Source organism: sulfur-oxidizing endosymbiont of Gigantopelta aegis (assembly GCF_016097415.1).
Classification (GTDB): domain Bacteria; phylum Pseudomonadota; class Gammaproteobacteria; order GRL18; family GRL18; genus GRL18.
Window position 1 is genome coordinate 3,895,748 of sequence record NZ_JAEHGE010000001.1, and the last position, 20,201, is coordinate 3,915,948.

The window sequence follows — 20,201 nt, forward strand, 5'->3', positions numbered from 1 at the left end:
AAAAAGACCACCATAAATTATGATTAGTGCAATCAAACTGACTAGAAAAGCGCGAATAAATTTCTTAGCGGGTGATTTCAAGAAAACATCCTTTTATTTAAAAATTAAAATACAGAAATTTTGTTTGATGTTTTGTTTCAGCTAAAGCGAGAAGACAAATTAAAAAAACAAGTGCAGCAAGAAATGCCTTAAAATAATTAAATTTGAAATCAGCCATAATTTCCTGACGCGGATTCAACTCTGAAGTGCAACGCAGGAAATTCCAGTTCTTGCAAATGATTTTTTCATTGCCTGGAATGGTGTTTGAAAGCCGAGTGCCTTTCTAGGTCTATTATTAAGTTTTTCCATCATGTTGTAAACCTCTTTATCAGTCACTTCTTTAAAGTCTGTATCTTTAGGAAAATATTGTCTATAATGTGGCTATACTTAACCGGACACACAACTTAAAATAACTAAAAGATAAAAAGTGTGACCTAAAATGAATGATCAAACAAAAAAAACCGGGAAACTTTGTGAAGTACGCATGGATAACTGATCAGGCTAAAGATTACCCGGTAACGATTCTGTGCCGTTTTATGGATGTTTCCCGTAGTTGCTATTATGATTGGGTTAGCTCTCCTAAAACGGATAGAGAGAAAGAAAATGAAGCGCTTACTGAGCAGCTAAAAAACTGTTTGAAGACAGTCGCAAGACTTATGGAACCCGTCGTCTTAAAAAGAAAACTGGCTGAAAAAGGCGTTCATATAAGCCGCCGGAGAATTGGTCGATTAATGAAAAAAGCCGGTTTGTTTTGTAAAACGAAGAGACGCTTTAAAGCGACGACTAATTCCAAGCATAATAAGCGTATATCTCCAAATTTACTGGAAAGAGAGTTTACTGTCTCTCAACCTGATCGCTACTATGTGGGTGATATTACCTATATTGCCACCAAGGAAGGCTGGTTATATTTAGCGGTTGTCATTGACTTATTCTCTAGGCAAATTGTTGGCTGGTCGATGGATGAGCGAATGAAAGCCAAGCTAGTCAATGATGCTTTACTGATGGCCATATGGAAGCGTAAACCAATGGATGGATTGCTTTGGCATACTGACCGAGGTAGCCAATATGCCTCTGATAGTCATAGAAAAATATTGTCGGATCATAACATAATTCAGTCTATGAGCCGCAAAGGAAATTGCTGGGACAATGCTGTATCAGAGAGCTTCTTTCATAGTTTGAAAACTGAATTGACGCACCATTGTCGATTCAAAACCAGAGTAGAAGCAAAGCAGGCAATATTTGAATATATTGAGGTATTTTATAATCGGGAGCGACTTCATTCGGCTAATGATTATTTGTCACCAGTCGATTATGAAATACAGCAGGAAATAGCTTAAATCGATTGATTGAAGAGGGTAAAAGGCGACATAAATGCCGCCCATTACCGTTGACGGCCATCGGCTCCTCAGCCTGTGCCGTGAAGATATTGTAACAGGATCATTACCGTTGTGAAAATACCTTGGGTGAATGGAACGGCTCTATCGTTCCAGAGGGCAAAGCCCTTTCTCTTCATCTGTTTAAAGTTAACATGAGAAACTAAAATGATAGGAAATACAAAATGACAAAAATCACTTGAAACAGCCAAAAAAATATTTAGAAAACTGTCCGGAAAAGTGTTGACACATCAAGTCATTTTAATTGCTTTAGAAGCATTGTAGCGACGCTTAACGGCTTTTTCTTGAGCTTGCTTAAATCGATAGCCACGTAAACCAGCGTTGCGTTTAATTTCACGGCATATAGTAGATTTACTCACCTCAATCGCCTGAGCAATTTTAGACTGGGAAATGCCATTTTTAATCTCAGTCGAAATGTAGTATCTTTGTTCTTGTGTCAATTGCTTGTAAGTTCTCATAAGTCACTTTACTCTTGCAGGAGAAAATGGCCGATTTTACAAGCAATTGGCCATTTTTTCGAGCAAATCATTGCTGTACTTATGATTTTTTTAGTAGCGCCGTCAGGCGCGTCGCTGGCTCATGAAATTCCCGGGGTGGCCATCGCTACGCTCGGCCACCCCGGGAATTTCATGAGCCAGCGATAAACCAGCAAATATCACAAATACAACCAAATAGTGTTGCACTTATGAGTTGAATCTAAGCTATTTTGTCTGTTTTATTTGGCATATTAATACATTTGAAAATTGAGAAGCCAATGTTAAAAACAATGAGAAAAACAATGAAAAAAAAAGCCTGACAACCTCTTAATGGACTCTTCTCTGCTTTAATGATTGATGTTTTTATTGAAAATCAATATATTAGCTTTTTAGAATATTTTAGTACCAATACAAACATTAAAGATATTTATGATAAAACGAATTAAAGTATTACACCTTCAACAACAATGCAGTGTACGTATCGCTGACTTACAAGAAGAAATTATTGCAGCGCTACCTACCACTCATTATGAAGTTATTACGGCATATTTAACCGATACACCGGAAACAAGTACTAGTGGTGTTCACAGTAGCAGTGAAAAAGTTAAATATTTCAACTTCAAGAAAAAAGATATCAAGGGCTTACGCCTTCATCTGATGAAGACATTATATGCTTATTGCAAAGAAGAGAAGTTTGATTTAGTCATTACACATCGATTTAAACCACTCGATATTATGCTCAAGTTAAATAAGCTACTCAATATTCCTCATTGTATCTGTGTTGTTCATAATCTTGATGATTTTAATCGTTTTTACCGTAAATTAAATGCCCGAATTTTTATAGATGGGCGATGGATGTTTGTTACTGTATCTGAAGCAGTTAATCAATATTTAATTAATATTGGCCAACCCTTCACACAAAAAAATGTTATTACAATAAACAATGCAATTGATACAGATAAACTGCTCAATCGAATTTTATCTAAAGAAGAAGCCCGTAAACAGCTACATTTGACTAAAAACAGCTTCGTTTTTGGCACTACAGGTCGAATAGTGACAGTAAAAGGCTACATATATTTAATACAAGCCTTTGAAAAAGTTTATTCCAAGCACCAAAATGAAGATATCAAACTCATTATTATTGGTGATGGGAAGTTAAAAAAACAATTACAAGAATATGTTAATAATAAAGGACTTAATGAAACAGTTATTTTTCCTGGTGAAATTATCGATGCCAAACTGGTAATGTCTGCATTTGATGTATTTGTTTTATCATCTTTATCCGAAGGTCTACCACTAGTTTTACTTGAAGCTATGGCTGCTAAAATACCGGTCATAGCAACAAAAGTCGGGGGAGTACCTTCTGTCATCACAGATCAAGGTGAGCTTATAGAACCAAAAGATATTGATCAATTATGCCTCGCAATGGAAAAATACTATCTCATGAACTCTCAACAAAGAGAATTACTAGGGAATAAATTATTTATGCGCCTAATAAAAAAATTTGATATCAAATTATACCGAGAACAATACTTAAAGCTCATAACAAAACACATGGGTAATCTTGCATCCTAAATTAAAAAAAATCGATGCGGATAAATTACCTAATACAGGGTGATTGTTTGTAATGCTACAGTTGCAGAATTTTAGCATAGAAAAACAACACTCTATTTTACTGTCAATTCCATATTTAAATAGCAAAGTGTATAATTAGATACTGTTTAATCCACATCCTAGCTTTGGAGAATATTTAATGAGAATTGCTATTTATGTTTCTTCCTTGAAGGGTGGTGGCGCAGAGAGAGTCATGTTAAATTTGTCTCAGGGCCTTATAAATCAAGGCCATCAAGTTGATCTATTGCTTTCACGTTATGAAGGTGATTATATTAAACAGCTTCCTAAATCAATCCATATCATTCCTCTAAAAAAAACAAGCAGACTCTTTGGCTTTATTTTGATATTAATTCAATCGCCTTTGCGCTTAAAATTTTTGGCTTTGTTTAAATTACCTCGATTCTTCACTCGCCTATCCTCAGTCATTCATTACATCAATGAATATAAGCCTGATGCAATCATATCTGCACTGCACAATAGCAATCTATCCGCTGTTTTAGCTAAAAGTTGTACCCAAAGCAATGTACACATTATTGTCACTGAACATATAGCCTTATCAAGCTTTATAGAATCAGTCCCAAAGCGGAAGAAAAAGCTTTTACCTCTAATCAAGTTACTGTATCCATTAGCCAATAACATTGTTGCCGTATCTGATGGGGTAAAAAATGATTTGAGTGATATAGCAAGTATAGAAAACAAAAAAATTACAACCATATTTAACCCCGTTATTACACCAGAAATATTAGAAAAAATGCGATTACCTGCCGAACATTCTTGGCTCAATTCAAAAAAAGACTATAAATTATTAGCCGTTGGACGACTATCAAAACAAAAGGACTTTATCACTCTCATAAAAGCTATTAGTATTTTAAAAAATGAAATACCCATTAAACTAATCATTTTAGGCGAGGGTAAAGAAAGAAAAGCACTCGCTAGCTTAATTGTAGAACAGAACTTATCTGACACCATCGATCTCCATGGTTTTGTGGATAACCCATTTTCATTTATGTCAAACTCAGATTTGTTTGTCTTATCTTCTACTTTAGAAGGCCTACCCACTGTATTATTAGAAGCCTTAGCGGCAAATTGTAATATAGTCAGTACAGACTGCCCTTTTGGCCCATCAGAAATATTGAAAAATGGAAAATATGGAAAACTTGTACCTATGAATAACCCAACTAAGTTAGCAGATGCCATTAGAAGTTCTTATTTTGAGAAATCTGCAAATGATGAGGGTAAACAATATGCCCTGCAATTTAATTTAGAAAAGGCAAGCACAGAATACATTGAACTCATTGAGCAGCAATAAATTATCATTGATTAAAATTCACCTAAAAAATAATAATTAAGACCCCCAAAGAGATAAGGCAACTATAATGTTAATGCTTAAATTACGCGCCCAAACAGGCAATAACATGTTTCAATATGCTGCATGCAAGACACTTGCTGATAAAAAAGGCTACCAATTTTGCTTTCGTGGTGGAAAGAAAGGGTCTTTATTTAATGACTTTGAACTTTCAGGTGAAACAAAGTTCTCTCTTGGTATTCAACGATTTTTATATGCTCTCAAACCTTGGGCAAAAAAGCGACTATTTCGGTTCGATAAAATAGCTTATACCAGCAAAAAATCAGATGAAAAGTTTGACCCTTCTTTTTTTGAATTAAGTGATGGTTACACTGTTCAAGGCACCTTTCAATCAGAAAAATACTTTCTCGAAAATCGAGATAACATTTTAAAATGGTACACACCAAGACCTCCCTATAAAGAACAAATTGATAAGATTAATCACGAAATATCTGCGCCTATTGAAAAACGTTGTTGTATACATATTCGTCGTTCTGATTATCATGACATGGAAGAAAAAGAGGATGGTCTTGGTTGGATTTTACCCATTGCTTATTATCAGGAAGCATTAAAACAACTACCCAACGATCTTTTTTATATCATCATCAGTGATGCGCCCGATATTGCAGAACAAATATTTAAAGATTTACCTAATAAATATATTTCACGAGGCAATCCAGCGGTAGTTGATATGTTTTTACTTACCTTATGTCGTTACAACATTATCGCTAATAGCACTTTTTCATGGTGGGGGGGGTGGCTTAACAATATAGAAAATAAGGTCGTCATTGCGCCCAAATACAATTTAGGTTGGCCAGATAACATCTGGTTTCCCGATCAAATCTCAGTTAATAACTGGCAATACATTGATGTTAATTCTACGCTCACACATTACAACGATATTGACCGCATAAAACTTCAAGATAATCCAGATTAATTAATACTAGCAGGAGCCCCCTTCGTTCTAAACTTTTAGTTAACTTAAATAATATATTATATTTAACCAATATGCGCATTTATATATTAATAAATTGTTTAATAGCTTAAAATAATTTCATCTTTTCTAACATGTTCAGATAAATTGATAAGTAATATTTAAACAACAAATGAAACTTTATACCATGAATACGACAATTGCGTTTGATAACAATAACTTAACTTAATTAACTGTAACTTCTCAATAAGTCTGTGCATTTAAACAGCACAAACTTTTAATGTGGCTATACTTAACCGGACACACAACTTAAAATAACTAAAAGATAAAAAGTGTGACCTAAAATGAATGATCAAACAAAAAAACCGAATAAAAGCTATACATCAGAATTTAAAGAATCAGCTGTCAAATTAGCTAATGAGACGGATCAACCCGTTTCTCAGACTGCCAGGGAGCTAGGTGTTAATGTAAATACTCTACATACCTGGATCAGTAAATATTCCAAACCGGTGAAGACGGTAGCCAATAGAAGTGATGAACACATTTATGATGAAGTAAAACGTCTGAAAAAGAATTGGCAAAAGTGATTCAGGAGCGTGATTTATTAAAAGGCCACAGCGTACTTTGCAAGGAAACTTTGTGAAGTACGCATGGATAACTGATCAGGCTAAAGATTACCCGGTAACGATTCTGTGCCGTTTTATGGATGTTTCCGTAGTTGCTATTATGATTGGGTTAGCTCTCCTAAAACGGATAGAGAGAAAGAAAATGAAGCGCTTACTGAGCAGCTAAAAAACTGTTTGAAGACAGTCGCAAGACTTATGGAACCCGTCGTCTTAAAAGAAAACTGGCTGAAAAAAGGCGTTCATATAAGCCGCCGGAGAATTGGTCGATTAATGAAAAAGCCGGTTTGTTTTGTAAAACGAAGAGACGCTTTAAAGCGACGACTAATTCCAAGCATAATAAGCGTATATCTCCAAATTTACTGGAAAGAGAGTTTACTGTCTCTCAACCTGATCGCTACTATGTGGGTGATATTACCTATATTGCCACCAAGGAAGGCTGGTTATATTTAGCGGTTGTCATTGACTTATTCTCTAGGCAAATTGTTGGCTGGTCGATGGATGAGCGAATGAAAGCCAAGCTAGTCAATGATGCTTTACTGATGGCCATATGGAAGCGTAAACCAATGGATGGATTGCTTTGGCATACTGACCGAGGTAGCCAATATGCCTCTGATAGTCATAGAAAAATATTGTCGGATCATAACATAATTCAGTCTATGAGCCGCAAAGGAAATTGCTGGGACAATGCTGTATCAGAGAGCTTCTTTCATAGTTTGAAAACTGAATTGACGCACCATTGTCGATTCAAAACCAGAGTAGAAGCAAAGCAGGCAATATTTGAATATATTGAGGTATTTTATAATCAGGAGCGACTTCATTCGGCTAATGATTATTTGTCACCAGTCGATTATGAAATACAGCAGGAAATAGCTTAAATCGATTGATTGAAGAGGGGTAAAAGGCGACATAAATGCCGCCCATTACCGTTGACGGCCATCGGCTCCTCAGCCTGTGCCGTGAAGATATTGTAACAGGATCATTACCGTTGTGAAAATACCTTGGGTGAATGGAACGGCTCTATCGTTCCAGAGGGCAAAGCCCTTTCTCTTCATCTGTTTAAAGTTAACATGAGAAACTAAAATGATAGGAAATACAAAATGACAAAAATCACTTGAAACAGCCAAAAAAATATTTAGAAAACTGTCCGGAAAAGTGTTGACACATCACTTTACCTTTCAGCAACTCAGGCAGATATGGGATCAAATTTCTCTTGCTGATCCGGTCATTAATAAAATCCCAGAATGAAATTCCTTGTTTCAAACAAGTTTTCTTTAAACTGACAAAGGTATCTCTGCAAAGTTGCCCATCCTTTGAGCGTGTACTACCACTAAGTTTACGCTTAATAACATATTCTCGAATATCATTTTCACTCAAATTATTATGAAGAGGAATATCAGGCCGTTCCAATACCAGCAGTAATTCTGTTTTATTTCTTGCCAATCGTTTCAGTGCCTGATTCAACGTTTCAAAGCTTGTTTTAGTCCGGCACAATTCATCAAAATGTTCAGCAATCGCTGACTTCAACGGTAAACGTCAATTAAAACCCACGTTCACAATAAGCTTCAGTTAGCTCAAACTATGATCTTCAATTCGTAATTTGGAGATACAAATGAGCAACCATTCAAAAGATGCTTCGATGAAGCAACACATAGAGGCCTGCCAAGCCAGTAACTTAAGCCAGGCAGTTTATTGTCAACAACATAAGATACCCTCTCATATTTTTAGCTATTATCGAAAGAAGTTGGGTTATGTTAGCTCATCAAAACAGGTCAACACCAACAATCAACTCATTCCCATTAATTTACTGGCCAATTCCCCCACAAGCAATGCAATTAAAGTAAGCCATACCAATGGTTTCAGTTTGGAAATCAATTCTGATACGAACCTGAATCAGCTCAAGTCCATTCTGGATTTGCTCAGGACTGTTTCATGATAACGGGCATCACAGTCAATCAGGTTTATCTGGTTTCTGGTGTTACCGATATGAGAAAAGCAACCAATGGGCTATCACTGATTGTCTCAGAGCAATTGGAACACAATCCCTTTGATGGCAGTGTCTTTGTTTTTGTAATCGTCAGCGAGATAAACTTAAAATACTGTACTGGAGCGTAATGGTTTCTGGCTTTACTATCGTACACTTGAAAAAGGAAATTCCAGTGGCCGATGGAAAAGAACAACCCACTCTTTCGTTAACACTGAGAGAATTACAGTGGTTACTGGATGGTTTATCTTGCACACAACACCATGCTCACCCTGAAATTCATGGTCTGGAAAACAACTAAAAAAGTCCCTTTAGATGCGCATTAAACAGAATAAATACAAGCATTTAACGCTCATTTTAGTATAATATAACGCATGAGTTCAACAGACAAAATACTACCAGAAGAGATACCAACGCTCAAAAACAGGGTGCTTGAACTCCAGTCAAAAGTGGACTGGTATGAGGAACAATTTCGTCTGTTGCAACATAAACGGTTTGGTACTTCCAGTGAAAAGAAGTTCACCCCGACTTCTTTAATGAGGCAGAAACGTTCGCCGAAGAAGCACCGGAAGTCCGTGAAACCAGTACTTATGAGCGTAAAAGCCCGGTCGTAAGCCTTTACCTAAAGACCTACCTCGTAAAGTTGTTCGTCATGAGTTATCTGAAGCAGAACAAGTCTGTGACTGCGGTCATCACTTGCATGAAATTGGTGAAGAGACCTCAGAGCAACTGGAAATTGTTCCTGCTCAGGTATATGTTGTAGAACATGTTCAGGTTAAATATGCCTGTCGTGCTTGTGAGGAAGGCGTTAAAACTGCTCCTAAGCCTGCACAGCCCATTCCTAGAAGTTTTGCATCACCCAGCCTGCTGGCCTATATCATTGTTTCTAAATTCCTAGACAGCTTGCCTCTCTATCGACAGGAAGCGATATTTAAACGCTATAAGATAACACTTTCCAGAGCCAGTATGTCCAACTGGGTGCTTAAATCAGCTGAATTACTCAAACCCTTTTTATAATCGGTTGTTGTATTATCTCATTAGGCAGAAAATCATCCAGGCCGATGAAACAACGATGCGAGTGATCCATGATGGACGTGAGAATTGCCCTAAATCTTATATGTGGCTCTATCAAAGTGGCGGCTATCATTCCAAGTGTCCCATTGTTTTGTATGAGTATCAGCCTACTCGTGCAGGCCAACATGCCAAAACCTTTTAACAAGCCGATAAACAAAGGTGTTGATATTTTTGTATAAAAACACCCATATTTGCTCAAAGTAATGAATTTCCAAGTTTAGAAATAGTTTTTAACAATGCTTGTCTTTTGATTTTGTTATCTTCATTATGTGCTACTTCACTTAATGCTGATAACTCTTTATGTTTCTTATTATCTGCATCAAATTCTGGTAAATTCATGTGTTTAAACACATTACCCACTTGAATTGAAATATTATGACTATCAATAAAAGCTTGTACTGTAGAGCTGTTTAGTAAACCACAAAGATAATAGGCTGGCTCTGAATCATAAAAATCAACAAAAAACAATTTGTGGTCGGGAACAAAAACTTTTTGACCACTGATAGGATCGTTACCTTTTGTAATGACTGCCGCTCTAAATGATTTATTGCCAGGCTGTTCAGGCCATACCACTTTAAATGGTGCGAAAGTATAACTGCCAACATTTGAAATACAGAAATAAGGTGCGTGTTCTGTCATTCGTTTGCTATATGTTGATCTTAAAATAAGCTGGTCTTGATAGGTGCTAAAAATCCTTCACACTTTGGTTTGTCTTCCATGTCATTTTCACAATCTTCTAATAACTGTTTTGTGATCCCTTATTAGGCACCAGTACATATAAATCTTTTTTGATTGAGACATAACATTCCTGTATATCTCCAGCCCCTTAACTAAAGGATATAGAAAATCAGGTTCTATCCAAACTTTCTTGCTGGTTTTACTTTTCATTTCTTCCAAAGTCAGGGCAGGTTTCAATTTGCACCAAATTATTATTTTTATTTGTATCAATAATTTTACAAAATAAATACCATTTAATTCTGTGGTTACTCCTTTTCTGCCGTTAACCCAAGTGCTTGCACCAGTGATCTTTTAAATGCTTTAAAACCACCTTTCGGTGTAATAGCCCATGGTGAATCACCTCCCGTAACAGGGGTTGCCTCACACTTATCAATGTCAACTGAATCAAGAGCTTCTTGTTTTGTGAGGTGAGCAGGGATTGCTTTTTTATTTCCTTTAGCCGCTTCCCATATAGCATAGGGTATAGGATATTTTATTGTGTTACCTTTGCATTTTTAGCAATAAAAATAGCTGTTTTATTGGCTGCATCAGGAAATGGCTTTAAAGCTTTTAGATCATCAATCCCTACAGGTTGAATGATCTGATTATTTCCGATATAAAATGATCGAAAACCTGCTGAAGATGGTGATTGAAAATGAGTTTGCGTGATAACAAATGCTAAAATTCCGTCTTCATCTTTGAGCCATTTATCTGCAACGGTATAGGTGATCATTCCTGATATATCAAGTTCATTTCCACCATGAAATTTTGTTTTGAGAAAATTCCATAATGATCACAGGTTGGCTTTATACGTTCACGGTATAATTCGGGTAATTTTGACCATCTGACCCAAGGTGGATTACCAACAACCACATCAAACTTTCCTGCAATAGCAGACCAGAAGAAATTACGCACTATACGAAACCAGATACCATTCCAGTTTCTTTCATGTAAATCCAGAATTTTTTCATAAGTATGCTTGAGTGGTGATCTCCATTCTTTCATTTCATTGGATGTAATTAATTTTTTTGTATTAATTTTTTTCTGTCTCACGCCACTGAGTACTTTTTGAAACTAAATTATCCATTAGTAAAAATACGGAATCTAAACGACTTCTATCAAAAGCCAATTCTGAAGGCAATAAAATTTCAAGATCGGCTACTTCACTACCAATTTTATAAGAGACAATCAATTCATCTTTTTTAGGATTTCGAGCTGGGGAATACACTGCATCCGCTAAAAGAATCGGTATTTCTATATCTGTTCCTTTGTTATTGTCTAATAAATCAGAAATAGCGATTAATATATTCACTCGGGCAGTCTGGACTGCTAAAGGATTTAAATCAAAGCCCCAGACATTGTTTATGATGTGTTTTAACACTTCTAAATCACCCCACCCATCATCTGTTGCTTGTATTTTTATTTTCCTGATTAAAGCCAGTAAGAAAGAAGCTGAACCACATGTTGATCAAGAAATCGTTGAGTTAAAAAATTTTTACATTGATTCTATCCAGAGTGACTTCAACCAACCATTCTGGTGTATAAACTTCACCCAGACTTTTCGTAGCTCATTTGGCACGAGATCTTGATAAAACGACTTAAGAACATCTTTTGAACGTGCGGAAGTTAATTTATCCGCTCTATACATGGAGAATGAAAGCAAAATACCTTTTAATCCATCAATTATTTTGGCTTGATGTTGTTTCAATCTTGCAACATCAAGATACCAACTGAAAATAACTTCTTCTCCAAACCCATTTATTCCAGCACCAGAAAAGAAATTACCCTGTTCAATTTCATATTCCATTCGGTCAATTAATAATTGACCATCAAGGCTGACTGTTTCTCTGATAAATCCTTTATAAGTGGTTAGTGCATGTTCGGCAACAACTTCTGCACCAAGAATTTTTATCAAAAGAGAGTTGTAAGTATGTATGACAAAAAGTGCAACAGGGATCTTCAATTCTTCAGACTTTTTTGTTCAGAGAAATTGACTTGAAATCCAATATTATCAAGAATCCCATTCACTTGGCTGATGGAAAGATTTGATGTTTGTCCATAAAGAGCTTTCCACTCTTCAAAGATCATTTTTATTTTATTATTATTTTTCTTTTCCAGTCGCTCTGATAATGCGTCAGATAAAGCCTGTAACATATTACAGCCAGCATCAGAACTATGACCAAAATCAGTGATTAGATTTTCTGATGTAACAGGAACCCATTTACAATCAGTCAGAGCCTTAACTATCAAAGATACACTGGATTCACTTAATGGTAATAATGCATCATGAACTATTTTTCCTCGGCTGTACCGTGCAAATGCAATATGCTCTGCATCGGTAACTATTCCAATATAATCCTCATTGTCGAGGGATTCGAGTTTAGCACGAGTCGGGATATATTTTTTAAGCGATCAAACACCGCATTTTTAAATGCAGAACTGGAAGTACTGCCATTAAATAAGCCCTTATCCTTAAATTCAATAATAACTCTGTTATAACTGGCATCAACTCTTTGCCTCTCCATTTGAAAAGGAATATTTAAAGCATCACCAATAATCTTTATCCATCCCTGGCGTACTTCTGTTTCATTGAGCCAGTTACCTTTGTCTTTCTTAAGTTGTTTGAAAATTGTTTTATTCATAATGGCTCATAGTTAATTAGGTGAAAAATAAATGATGTCTTCTGACTAACAATGCCTTTTGCCAGACCTAAACGCATAGCGGGTGTTTTTTTGTCTTTTCCTGCAATACAATAATTATAATAAACTCGGAATATATCGAGTAACTTAACAATGTTCTTTGGGTTGTAAGCAGAATACCCATACCACCTTCTGCCAGAACTGCTGGCAGATGAAATAGCTCGCTCTAATAATGATAATCTACGTCTAACCTGCATAAAAAATTATCAATCCCATGCATGGAGGCTTTGTTATATAACCATGCCTGATGGTCTTCATCATAGTGATGTGTCAACACTTTTCCGGACAGTTTTCTAAATATTTTTTGGCTGTTTCAAGTGATTTTTGTCATTTTGTATTTCCTATCATTTTAGTTTCTCATGTTAACTTTAAACAGATGAAGAGAAAGGGCTTTGCCCTCTGGAACGATAGAGCCGTTCCATTCACCCAAGGTATTTTCACAACGGTAATGATCCTGTTACAATATCTTCACGGCACAGGCTGAGGAGCCGATGGCCGTCAACGGTAATGGGCGGCATTTATGTCGCCTTTTACCCCTCTTCAATCAATCGATTTAAGCTATTTCCTGCTGTATTTCATAATCGACTGGTGACAAATAATCATTAGCCGAATGAAGTCGCTCCCGATTATAAAATACCTCAATATATTCAAATATTGCCTGCTTTGCTTCTACTCTGGTTTTGAATCGACAATGGTGCGTCAATTCAGTTTTCAAACTATGAAAGAAGCTCTCTGATACAGCATTGTCCCAGCAATTTCCTTTGCGGCTCATAGACTGAATTATGTTATGATCCGACAATATTTTTCTATGACTATCAGAGGCATATTGGCTACCTCGGTCAGTATGCCAAAGCAATCCATCCATTGGTTTACGCTTCCATATGGCCATCAGTAAAGCATCATTGACTAGCTTGGCTTTCATTCGCTCATCCATCGACCAGCCAACAATTTGCCTAGAGAATAAGTCAATGACAACCGCTAAATATAACCAGCCTTCCTTGGTGGCAATATAGGTAATATCACCCACATAGTAGCGATCAGGTTGAGAGACAGTAAACTCTCTTTCCAGTAAATTTGGAGATATACGCTTATTATGCTTGGAATTAGTCGTCGCTTTAAAGCGTCTCTTCGTTTTACAAAACAAACCGGCTTTTTCATTAATCGACCAATTCTCCGGCGGCTTATATGAACGCCTTTTTCAGCCAGTTTTCTTTTAAGACGACGGGTTCCATAAGTCTTGCGACTGTCTTCAAACAGTTTTTTAGCTGCTCAGTAAGCGCTTCATTTTCTTTCTCTCTATCCGTTTTAGGAGAGCTAACCCAATCATAATAGCAACTACGGAAACATCCATAAAACGGCACAGAATCGTTACCGGGTAATCTTTAGCCTGATCAGTTATCCATGCGTACTTCACAAAGTTTCCCTTGCAAAGTACGCTGTGGCCTTTTTAATAAATCACGCTCCTGAATCACTTTTGCCAATTCTTTTTTCAGACGTTTTACTTCATCATAAATGTGTTCATCACTTCTATTGGCTACCGTCTTCACCGGTTTGGAATATTTACTGATCCAGGTATGTAGAGTATTTACATTAACACCTAGCTCCCTGGCAGTCTGAGAAACGGGTTGATCCGTCTCATTAGCTAATTTGACAGCTGATTCTTTAAATTCTGATGTATAGCTTTTATTCGGTTTTTTTGTTTGATCATTCATTTTAGGTCACACTTTTTATCTTTTAGTTATTTTAAGTTGTGTGTCCGGTTAAGTATAACCACATTATAGTCACCATAATCAGTAAGATAACAAATCGCTTTTTCTGGTTCAGACATATTAGGAAAAGGGTGTAAAAGCCATTTATCTTTCCAGTTTCCAATTTCCTGCATGTTTTCTAATCGATCTTTTATTATTTTTAATTTTATTTTATTTTTGATAAATCAGGGTGTTCTTTTTGCTGATCTGAAAAATAGTTCCTGGAATCATTTAAAGTTCTCCGCTTTTCATCAACAGTTAAATCCTTTGTTATTCGAACATAAAAAGCATCACAGCTTCTATTTTTTATTTCGTTATGGAAAGCTGTTAAGCAGGTTGCTCTCATTCCAGAATCTTGATCTAAAAGAATCTGATTTTTCAACACCACTGAACAATTTATGTATAAAAAGAAATGTCCATACATCGTATATTCAGAATGGATCTGCATTCCATTTTGAGGCAATTTTTGTACTTGATAGAGAGCTTCTGATTCTTCTATATCATCACGAGAAATTGCATCCTTGTATGTTGCTGATATATCGGCACTTAAAGATGATCCATTTGTCTTTTGGATCTTGAATTTTTCACACTCTCTTTATAATCACCATTCAACCAGAATCTTGCATGTTTTCGATAGGCGTATTGGGCATTATAATCATTAACAGATAAAGCATTTTCTTCTATTTCAATAGGGCTAATACAAGGATCATAGTTTAAATTCATTTGAAATACGTAGCCCGTTTCATTGTCAGCACTACCGATTGCTGAAAGTTTAATATTTCGTTTATCTTCTCGTCTTGTCCAATTAACAATATATTCCTGTCTATCCACGCTAACATAAAGTCGCTTTATATTGCTTTTAATTAACCTCTGTTCTCTTTCTGATACAAAGGTCATGCACTGTTTATGCAGAAAATCAATTTTTGCATAAACAGTCGCCATACTAACATCAGCAACTTCACAGATTCGCCTTAAAGGATTTATTCATTAGAAGTTTGAAAATAAGATTGTTTTTATGAGGCTGTTTTGACCAGTTGTAGATTGTTTAACTGAAAATGTTTTCTTACAAGACTTGCATCGATAACGACTAGAACCTGATTTTGTTTTCCCAAAAGACTGGTAAAATTCTTTTCCTAACTTAATACTAATGAGATTATTTTTACATGAATTATCAGGGCATGACACCTCTGGAGTTTCTTTTAAATATTCTTCAATTCGCTGTAATTCATCCCAAATTCCTTGATTGCTCTTAACTGGGAATAACTCATTACAAGACTTGCAAATCAGTTTAGTAACTGGCTTTCGACTACCACTTGATAATTTGTAGCAGTCTTTTTGTGATTTATGGAGTTTAACTTGGCTTTCTGTGCTGGCAGGAACACCATAATTTTGGCACAATGGATTTTTGCAAAAATTAACCTGAATATCGTTAATTTCAACTGGAATTCTTGGTTGTTTTATATCAGAAGATATTTTATCCATTTAGATATCCCCTTAAATGTTGATTTTACAAGAATAATAGCTTAATTTATCGCATTTATCAACACCTTTATTTATCGGCTTGACTCTTAACCAGGGGTTCATACTAGCAGAGTTTTGTGATTTCCTATCGGCTTTACTGGTTTTAAAGGGTGAAAAAATATACTTAGGTTTTTTCATTTTTATCGCATATTTATGTAATAATTAGACTTATGAATATAGATACAATATCTCCGCTGAAACAATCAGAAAAAAGCGTTAATAATTGCTCCGATATTAGCCCGAGAGTTTCAAGAATACCAGCCTTTGATGATAATTATATCTGGTTTATTCATGGATTAGCGAATCTTCATGCGGAACAACAAATAATCATTGTCGATCCCGGTGAAGCAGCACCGGTTATTGAGGCAATCAAGGCCAATGACTATCAGCCACAGGCTATTTTTATTACTCATCACCATGCAGATCATACCGGCGGCATCAGTGAATTGCTAAAAACTTACAATATTCCAGTCTATGGCCCGCAAAACGAAACCATTGAGTCGATTAATTTCACTCTCAATGAAGAGCTTTCTATCAATATGCCCGATATGGGTCTCAGTTTTGATGTGTTGGATGTCCCTGGGCACACGCGTGGTCACATCGCTTATGTTGGTCATCACTTACTTTTTATTGGAGATACTTTATTTGCTGGAGGTTGTGGGCGGATATTTGAAGGCACAAGTGAACAAATGCACCATTCTCTGGCCAAGTTGCTCAAGCTAAGTGATGAAACAATGGTTTATTGCGCGCATGAATACACTACAGACAATCTTGTCTTCGCCCAGCGAGTTGAACCAGATAATCAACAACTACAACAACGCATTGAAGATACACAAATTTTGCGTAATAACAATCAGTCCACTGTGCCTTCAAATCTTGCGCTAGAAAAACAGACCAACCCCTTTTTACGTTTTGATATGGCTAGCGTACGCTCAGCCGCTGAAAATTTTGCAGGCCACCCGCTTACTACGCCTGCTGAAGTATTTAAAACTGTACGCTACTGGAAAGACACTTTAGACTAAAAATAATATAATATCTCAATCACTCTATGCCCCTAAATAATGACCCTGAATAATGACCCTAAATAAAATTAATCTCGTTTTTTTGCTTTTTGTTTTTCTTCAAGGATGTAGCACAACAAATATACAGAACACGTCTACTGCTGACTCAAAGTCTTCTTTTGATATTAAATATTTATTTGATTTCAATAGTGACGATCCCATCATCAACTCCACCAGTGAAATACTCCAATCATCAGCAGTAGAAACACAGGCCAGTATTGAACAACAGATGAGCGATTATTTAGCAAACCCTGAAACTAAACCATCATCGCCAGTGCAATATAATGATGTCTGGCAGCGTTTAAATAGCCTATATCAATTATCTGCTATTGATAATCAACGCATTAGAAAACAGGAAATGATTTTTTTAAAAAATCCACTTAGAATTGAAACAATTTCTAAACGTGCCAGTCCTTTTTTACATTTTATAGTCGAAGAAGTAAACAAGCGGAATATGCCGGGAGAAATTGCCTTATTACCCATCATTGAAAGCAGTTTTAAAACCAATGCTTATTCATCCATGAGAGCCTCTGGCTTATGGCAGTTTGTGCCTGCCACAGGCAAGCATTTTGGTTTAAAACAAAACTGGTGGTATGACGGACGTCGTGATATTTATCATTCAACTCTCGCTGCTCTTACTTATTTAGAACAATTAAATCGTTATTATAAGGGCGATTGGTTGTTGGCCTTAGCGGCCTATAATGCTGGTGCAGGTAATATTAACAAGGCCATTAAAAAGAATTTAAAACTCGGTAAGCCGACTGATTATTGGTCTTTATCATTACCACGAGAAACATTCAAATATGTGCCTAAATTGTTGGCCATCGCTAAAATCATTAATAATCACGCCGCATTGGGCATTCATTTAAACCCCATTGAAAACCAGCCACGTTTAATGATCATTAATACACATTCGCAAATTGATCTATCCAGAGTTGCGAAAATGGCCAATATTAGTTTAAAGGAATTACGTCACTACAACCCCGGATTCAAACAATGGGCTACCGATCCCGAAGGGCCACATCATTTGTTTATTCCTATTGAAAATGTGACTCAGTTTGAACAACAATTGGCACTACTTGATGATAAGGATCGAGTGCAATGGTATCGACATAAAATTCGTTCTGGTGAAAGCCTCAGTGTGATTGCCCGAAAATACCGAGTATCCGTCTCTGTCTTGAAAACAGCTAATCATTTAAAAAACTCTCGTATTCGTGCCGGTAAATACCTTATGGTACCTTCTCGTGGTGATAATAATAAGGGATTATTAGCAGAAAGCTCTAAGGGCAGAATCAAGAAAAGTTCTCTCACAGCCAAACAAAGAAAAAACCTGCAGACTTATAATGTTAAAGCGGGCGATTCTTTTTGGAAAATTGCACATCGTTTGCAAATCTCCCATAAGAAATTAGCTTCTTTAAATGGCTTATCAACGCGTGACACCTTATCACTTGGACAAGTACTTTACATTCAACCTCAGGATAACGGGCAAGCACTAGCTCATAACAAGCAAACATCCAACAATCAATCAACACATTACAAAGTAAAGTCAGGTGATTCACTTTATACTATTTCCAAACAGTTTAATGTCTCCATTAATGATCTCAAGCGCTGGAATCATGCCACCTTGAAAAAGTATCTCAAACCCGGTCAAGAACTAAAGATAGTTGAATTAGCATCGGCCAAGGTAAACTAATGCCAACTTATACATTCAAGGTTTGTCAGGATGTGAATCATAAAGCGTGTCAAACTTATCCCCTGGAACGCGCACAAAGTATTTTTAAAAACCTACAACTCCAAGGGGTTTCAACACAGTCTAAATGTGGTGGCAAAGCCCTTTGTGGTGGATGCCGCATTCAGATCTTATCAGATAACAAATATTGCAATGCCCCTGTTGCAGAAGAAAAAAGCCAGCTATCTTCGGAGCAATTAGCGCAAGGCTGGCGGCTTTCATGCCAACTTTATAGTCTCAGAGACATTGAGTTTTCCCTACCAGTGGCAATAGATTAAAGTTATCTGTTAAAACAAGCTAAAACAATTTGTATTTATTTAAACCATTGCCTATACTTTTTTCATGTTAACTTCTTCCTACAAACGCTTTCTGGCGACTTGCTTTATTAGTATTTCACTAATTATACTTTCTGCCTGCTCATCGATGCTGTCATCTACGGCCAATAAACTGGCAAGCAATTTATCCTATACCATTTTAAATTCTGATGATCCACAAACAGTAGCAGACGGTGCTCCAGCCTATTTGTTATTGATGGATAGCTTTTTGCTGGAATCTAATAATAATCCTAAACTGCTTCAATCTGCAGCCAGTCTCTATAGTGCCTATGCAGGTGTGTTTGTAAACAGTGAAACACGTGCTGCAAAAATGACGGATAAAGCGCTTAATTATGCACTTGAAGCTTTATGTATTGAAAACAAAAAAAACTGTCATATTCGCAAACTGCATTATCACGATTTTGCTCAACAAGCTGCCACAATCAATAAAACTAATCTTAATTCATGGTATGTTCTGGGTTCGACCTGGGCAGGTTGGATTAAAGCCAATAGCAGTAATATGTCAGCCATTGCAGAACTACCCAAAGTCACCTTAATCATGGAAAAAATCATTGCCATAGACGAAGACTGGCAAGATGGTCAGACGCATTTATATCTGGGCGTATTGAAAACTCTATTGCCTCCCGCATTGGGCGGCAAACCTGAACAAAGTCAGGCACATTTTAAGAAAGTCATTAACCTATCTCAAGGTAAAAACCTGATGGCTAAGGTACTCTATGCAGAGAAATATGCTAGGCTTTTATTTGAACAAGCACTGCATGACAGGCTGTTAAATGAAGTGATTGCAGCTGATCCTTATGCAGAAAATTTAACCTTGATGAATGTTCTCGCACAAAAAAAAGCCCATGAGCTACTTGCTACTTCAAATGAATATTTTTAATTAAATTACAACTAGAGCTATCGACCCA

General features: G+C 36.4%; 26 protein-coding genes and 4 pseudogenes. 16 read left to right on the plus strand and 14 right to left on the minus strand.

Annotation, left to right across the window (positions count from 1 at the left end; translation table 11 throughout):
• Nucleotides 1-234 precede the first annotated feature (234 nt).
• Nucleotides 235-411, minus strand: a pseudogene (locus JEU79_RS28935) (IS30 family transposase); the annotation flags it as partial.
• A 101-nt stretch (nucleotides 412-512) separates the two neighbouring features.
• Here JEU79_RS28935 and JEU79_RS20200 point away from each other — a divergent pair.
• Nucleotides 513-1,376 carry an IS3 family transposase gene (locus JEU79_RS20200; protein WP_198263029.1) on the plus strand — a complete coding sequence of 288 codons (864 nt, stop codon included), beginning with the start codon at nucleotides 513-515 and terminating at the stop codon, nucleotides 1,374-1,376.
• Between the two features lie 287 nt (nucleotides 1,377-1,663).
• Here JEU79_RS20200 and JEU79_RS20205 read toward each other — a convergent pair whose 3' ends face one another.
• Complete coding sequence (locus tag JEU79_RS20205; protein ID WP_198265521.1) at nucleotides 1,664-1,891, minus strand: helix-turn-helix domain-containing protein; 228 nt, start codon at nucleotides 1,889-1,891, stop codon at nucleotides 1,664-1,666.
• Between the two features lie 447 nt (nucleotides 1,892-2,338).
• Here JEU79_RS20205 and JEU79_RS20210 point away from each other — a divergent pair, with 447 nt between their 5' ends.
• From JEU79_RS20210 to JEU79_RS20235, 6 genes are all read left to right on the plus strand, one after another.
• Nucleotides 2,339-3,484, plus strand: a complete 1,146-nt coding sequence (locus JEU79_RS20210; RefSeq protein WP_198265522.1) for a glycosyltransferase family 4 protein — start codon at nucleotides 2,339-2,341, stop codon at nucleotides 3,482-3,484.
• A gap of 178 nt (nucleotides 3,485-3,662) precedes the next feature.
• Nucleotides 3,663-4,832 (plus strand): glycosyltransferase, encoded by a 1,170-nt coding sequence (locus tag JEU79_RS20215; RefSeq protein WP_198265523.1) that lies wholly within the window; start codon nucleotides 3,663-3,665, stop codon nucleotides 4,830-4,832.
• A 67-nt stretch (nucleotides 4,833-4,899) separates the two neighbouring features.
• Nucleotides 4,900-5,805, plus strand: a complete 906-nt coding sequence (locus JEU79_RS20220; protein WP_198265524.1) for an alpha-1,2-fucosyltransferase — start codon at nucleotides 4,900-4,902, stop codon at nucleotides 5,803-5,805.
• Nucleotides 5,806-6,146: 341 nt separating this feature from the next.
• Complete coding sequence (locus JEU79_RS20225) at nucleotides 6,147-6,389, plus strand: transposase (protein WP_198262486.1); 243 nt, start codon at nucleotides 6,147-6,149, stop codon at nucleotides 6,387-6,389.
• Nucleotides 6,390-6,441: 52 nt separating this feature from the next.
• The gene (locus tag JEU79_RS20230; RefSeq protein WP_198263055.1) at nucleotides 6,442-6,594 is read left to right on the plus strand and encodes a hypothetical protein; all 153 of its coding nucleotides are present in this window, start codon (nucleotides 6,442-6,444) and stop codon (nucleotides 6,592-6,594) included.
• Between the two features lie 55 nt (nucleotides 6,595-6,649).
• Nucleotides 6,650-7,303 carry an IS3 family transposase gene (locus JEU79_RS20235; RefSeq protein WP_281401085.1) on the plus strand — a complete coding sequence of 218 codons (654 nt, stop codon included), beginning with the start codon at nucleotides 6,650-6,652 and terminating at the stop codon, nucleotides 7,301-7,303.
• A 232-nt stretch (nucleotides 7,304-7,535) separates the two neighbouring features.
• On the opposite strand, the gene JEU79_RS20240 is transcribed toward JEU79_RS20235, so the two are convergent.
• The gene (locus JEU79_RS20240) at nucleotides 7,536-7,952 is read right to left on the minus strand and encodes an IS66 family transposase (RefSeq protein WP_198265525.1); all 417 of its coding nucleotides are present in this window, start codon (nucleotides 7,950-7,952) and stop codon (nucleotides 7,536-7,538) included.
• Between the two features lie 85 nt (nucleotides 7,953-8,037).
• Here JEU79_RS20240 and tnpA point away from each other — a divergent pair, with 85 nt between their 5' ends.
• From tnpA to JEU79_RS27765, 5 genes and pseudogenes are all read left to right on the plus strand, one after another.
• Nucleotides 8,038-8,361, plus strand: a complete 324-nt coding sequence (tnpA, locus tag JEU79_RS20245; RefSeq protein ID WP_198262602.1) for an IS66 family insertion sequence element accessory protein TnpA — start codon at nucleotides 8,038-8,040, stop codon at nucleotides 8,359-8,361.
• A gap of 50 nt (nucleotides 8,362-8,411) precedes the next feature.
• A pseudogene (gene tnpB / locus JEU79_RS28940) lies at nucleotides 8,412-8,710 on the plus strand (IS66 family insertion sequence element accessory protein TnpB).
• Between the two features lie 73 nt (nucleotides 8,711-8,783).
• Nucleotides 8,784-9,023: an IS66 family transposase gene (locus tag JEU79_RS28170; RefSeq protein ID WP_343074993.1), complete on the plus strand. Its 240-nt coding sequence runs from the start codon at nucleotides 8,784-8,786 to the stop codon at nucleotides 9,021-9,023.
• A gap of 70 nt (nucleotides 9,024-9,093) precedes the next feature.
• Nucleotides 9,094-9,426, plus strand: a pseudogene (locus JEU79_RS28175) (IS66 family transposase zinc-finger binding domain-containing protein); the annotation flags it as partial.
• A 4-nt stretch (nucleotides 9,427-9,430) separates the two neighbouring features.
• The gene (locus JEU79_RS27765; protein WP_198265527.1) at nucleotides 9,431-9,625 is read left to right on the plus strand and encodes an IS66 family transposase; all 195 of its coding nucleotides are present in this window, start codon (nucleotides 9,431-9,433) and stop codon (nucleotides 9,623-9,625) included.
• Nucleotides 9,626-9,678: 53 nt separating this feature from the next.
• Here JEU79_RS27765 and JEU79_RS20270 read toward each other — a convergent pair whose 3' ends face one another.
• From JEU79_RS20270 to JEU79_RS20320, 11 genes and pseudogenes are all read right to left on the minus strand, one after another.
• On the minus strand, nucleotides 9,679-10,122 hold the full coding sequence (locus JEU79_RS20270) for a hypothetical protein (RefSeq protein ID WP_198263622.1): 444 nt from the start codon (nucleotides 10,120-10,122) through the stop codon (nucleotides 9,679-9,681).
• Between the two features lie 571 nt (nucleotides 10,123-10,693).
• Complete coding sequence (locus JEU79_RS20275; protein ID WP_198265528.1) at nucleotides 10,694-10,933, minus strand: hypothetical protein; 240 nt, start codon at nucleotides 10,931-10,933, stop codon at nucleotides 10,694-10,696.
• The gene (locus JEU79_RS20280) at nucleotides 10,930-11,205 is read right to left on the minus strand and encodes an Eco57I restriction-modification methylase domain-containing protein (protein ID WP_198265529.1); all 276 of its coding nucleotides are present in this window, start codon (nucleotides 11,203-11,205) and stop codon (nucleotides 10,930-10,932) included. Before JEU79_RS20280 ends, JEU79_RS20275 begins: the two co-directional genes overlap by 4 nt.
• A 28-nt stretch (nucleotides 11,206-11,233) precedes the next feature.
• Nucleotides 11,234-11,581: a hypothetical protein gene (locus JEU79_RS20285; RefSeq protein WP_198265530.1), complete on the minus strand. Its 348-nt coding sequence runs from the start codon at nucleotides 11,579-11,581 to the stop codon at nucleotides 11,234-11,236.
• A 114-nt stretch (nucleotides 11,582-11,695) separates the two neighbouring features.
• Nucleotides 11,696-12,115, minus strand: coding sequence for a cupredoxin domain-containing protein (locus JEU79_RS20290; RefSeq protein ID WP_198262481.1), 420 nt, complete (start codon nucleotides 12,113-12,115; stop codon nucleotides 11,696-11,698).
• Nucleotides 12,116-12,159: 44 nt separating this feature from the next.
• The gene (locus JEU79_RS20295; protein WP_198262482.1) at nucleotides 12,160-12,450 is read right to left on the minus strand and encodes a hypothetical protein; all 291 of its coding nucleotides are present in this window, start codon (nucleotides 12,448-12,450) and stop codon (nucleotides 12,160-12,162) included.
• Between the two features lie 92 nt (nucleotides 12,451-12,542).
• On the minus strand, nucleotides 12,543-12,842 hold the full coding sequence (locus tag JEU79_RS20300) for a hypothetical protein (protein WP_198262483.1): 300 nt from the start codon (nucleotides 12,840-12,842) through the stop codon (nucleotides 12,543-12,545).
• A gap of 610 nt (nucleotides 12,843-13,452) precedes the next feature.
• Nucleotides 13,453-14,611 (minus strand): annotated as a pseudogene (locus JEU79_RS20305) (IS3 family transposase).
• 202 nt (nucleotides 14,612-14,813) lie between these two features.
• The gene (locus JEU79_RS20310) at nucleotides 14,814-15,071 is read right to left on the minus strand and encodes a hypothetical protein (protein WP_214660639.1); all 258 of its coding nucleotides are present in this window, start codon (nucleotides 15,069-15,071) and stop codon (nucleotides 14,814-14,816) included.
• 122 nt (nucleotides 15,072-15,193) lie between these two features.
• Nucleotides 15,194-15,589 carry a hypothetical protein gene (locus tag JEU79_RS20315; RefSeq protein WP_198265532.1) on the minus strand — a complete coding sequence of 132 codons (396 nt, stop codon included), beginning with the start codon at nucleotides 15,587-15,589 and terminating at the stop codon, nucleotides 15,194-15,196.
• Nucleotides 15,590-15,634: 45 nt separating this feature from the next.
• Nucleotides 15,635-16,129, minus strand: a complete 495-nt coding sequence (locus JEU79_RS20320; RefSeq protein WP_198265533.1) for a hypothetical protein — start codon at nucleotides 16,127-16,129, stop codon at nucleotides 15,635-15,637.
• Nucleotides 16,130-16,338: 209 nt separating this feature from the next.
• Between JEU79_RS20320 and gloB the strand changes: the two genes are divergently transcribed.
• From gloB to JEU79_RS20345, 4 genes are all read left to right on the plus strand, one after another.
• Entirely contained in the window at nucleotides 16,339-17,190 is an 852-nt protein-coding gene (gene gloB, locus JEU79_RS20330; RefSeq protein WP_198265535.1) for a hydroxyacylglutathione hydrolase, read from the plus strand.
• A gap of 268 nt (nucleotides 17,191-17,458) precedes the next feature.
• Nucleotides 17,459-18,922, plus strand: coding sequence for a LysM peptidoglycan-binding domain-containing protein (locus tag JEU79_RS20335; RefSeq protein ID WP_198265536.1), 1,464 nt, complete (start codon nucleotides 17,459-17,461; stop codon nucleotides 18,920-18,922).
• Nucleotides 18,922-19,236: a 2Fe-2S iron-sulfur cluster-binding protein gene (locus JEU79_RS20340; protein ID WP_198265537.1), complete on the plus strand. Its 315-nt coding sequence runs from the start codon at nucleotides 18,922-18,924 to the stop codon at nucleotides 19,234-19,236. Before JEU79_RS20335 ends, JEU79_RS20340 begins: the two co-directional genes overlap by 1 nt.
• Before the next feature lie 145 nt (nucleotides 19,237-19,381).
• On the plus strand, nucleotides 19,382-20,173 hold the full coding sequence (locus JEU79_RS20345; protein WP_198265538.1) for a TRAP transporter TatT component family protein: 792 nt from the start codon (nucleotides 19,382-19,384) through the stop codon (nucleotides 20,171-20,173).
• Nucleotides 20,174-20,201: the final 28 nt, after the last annotated feature.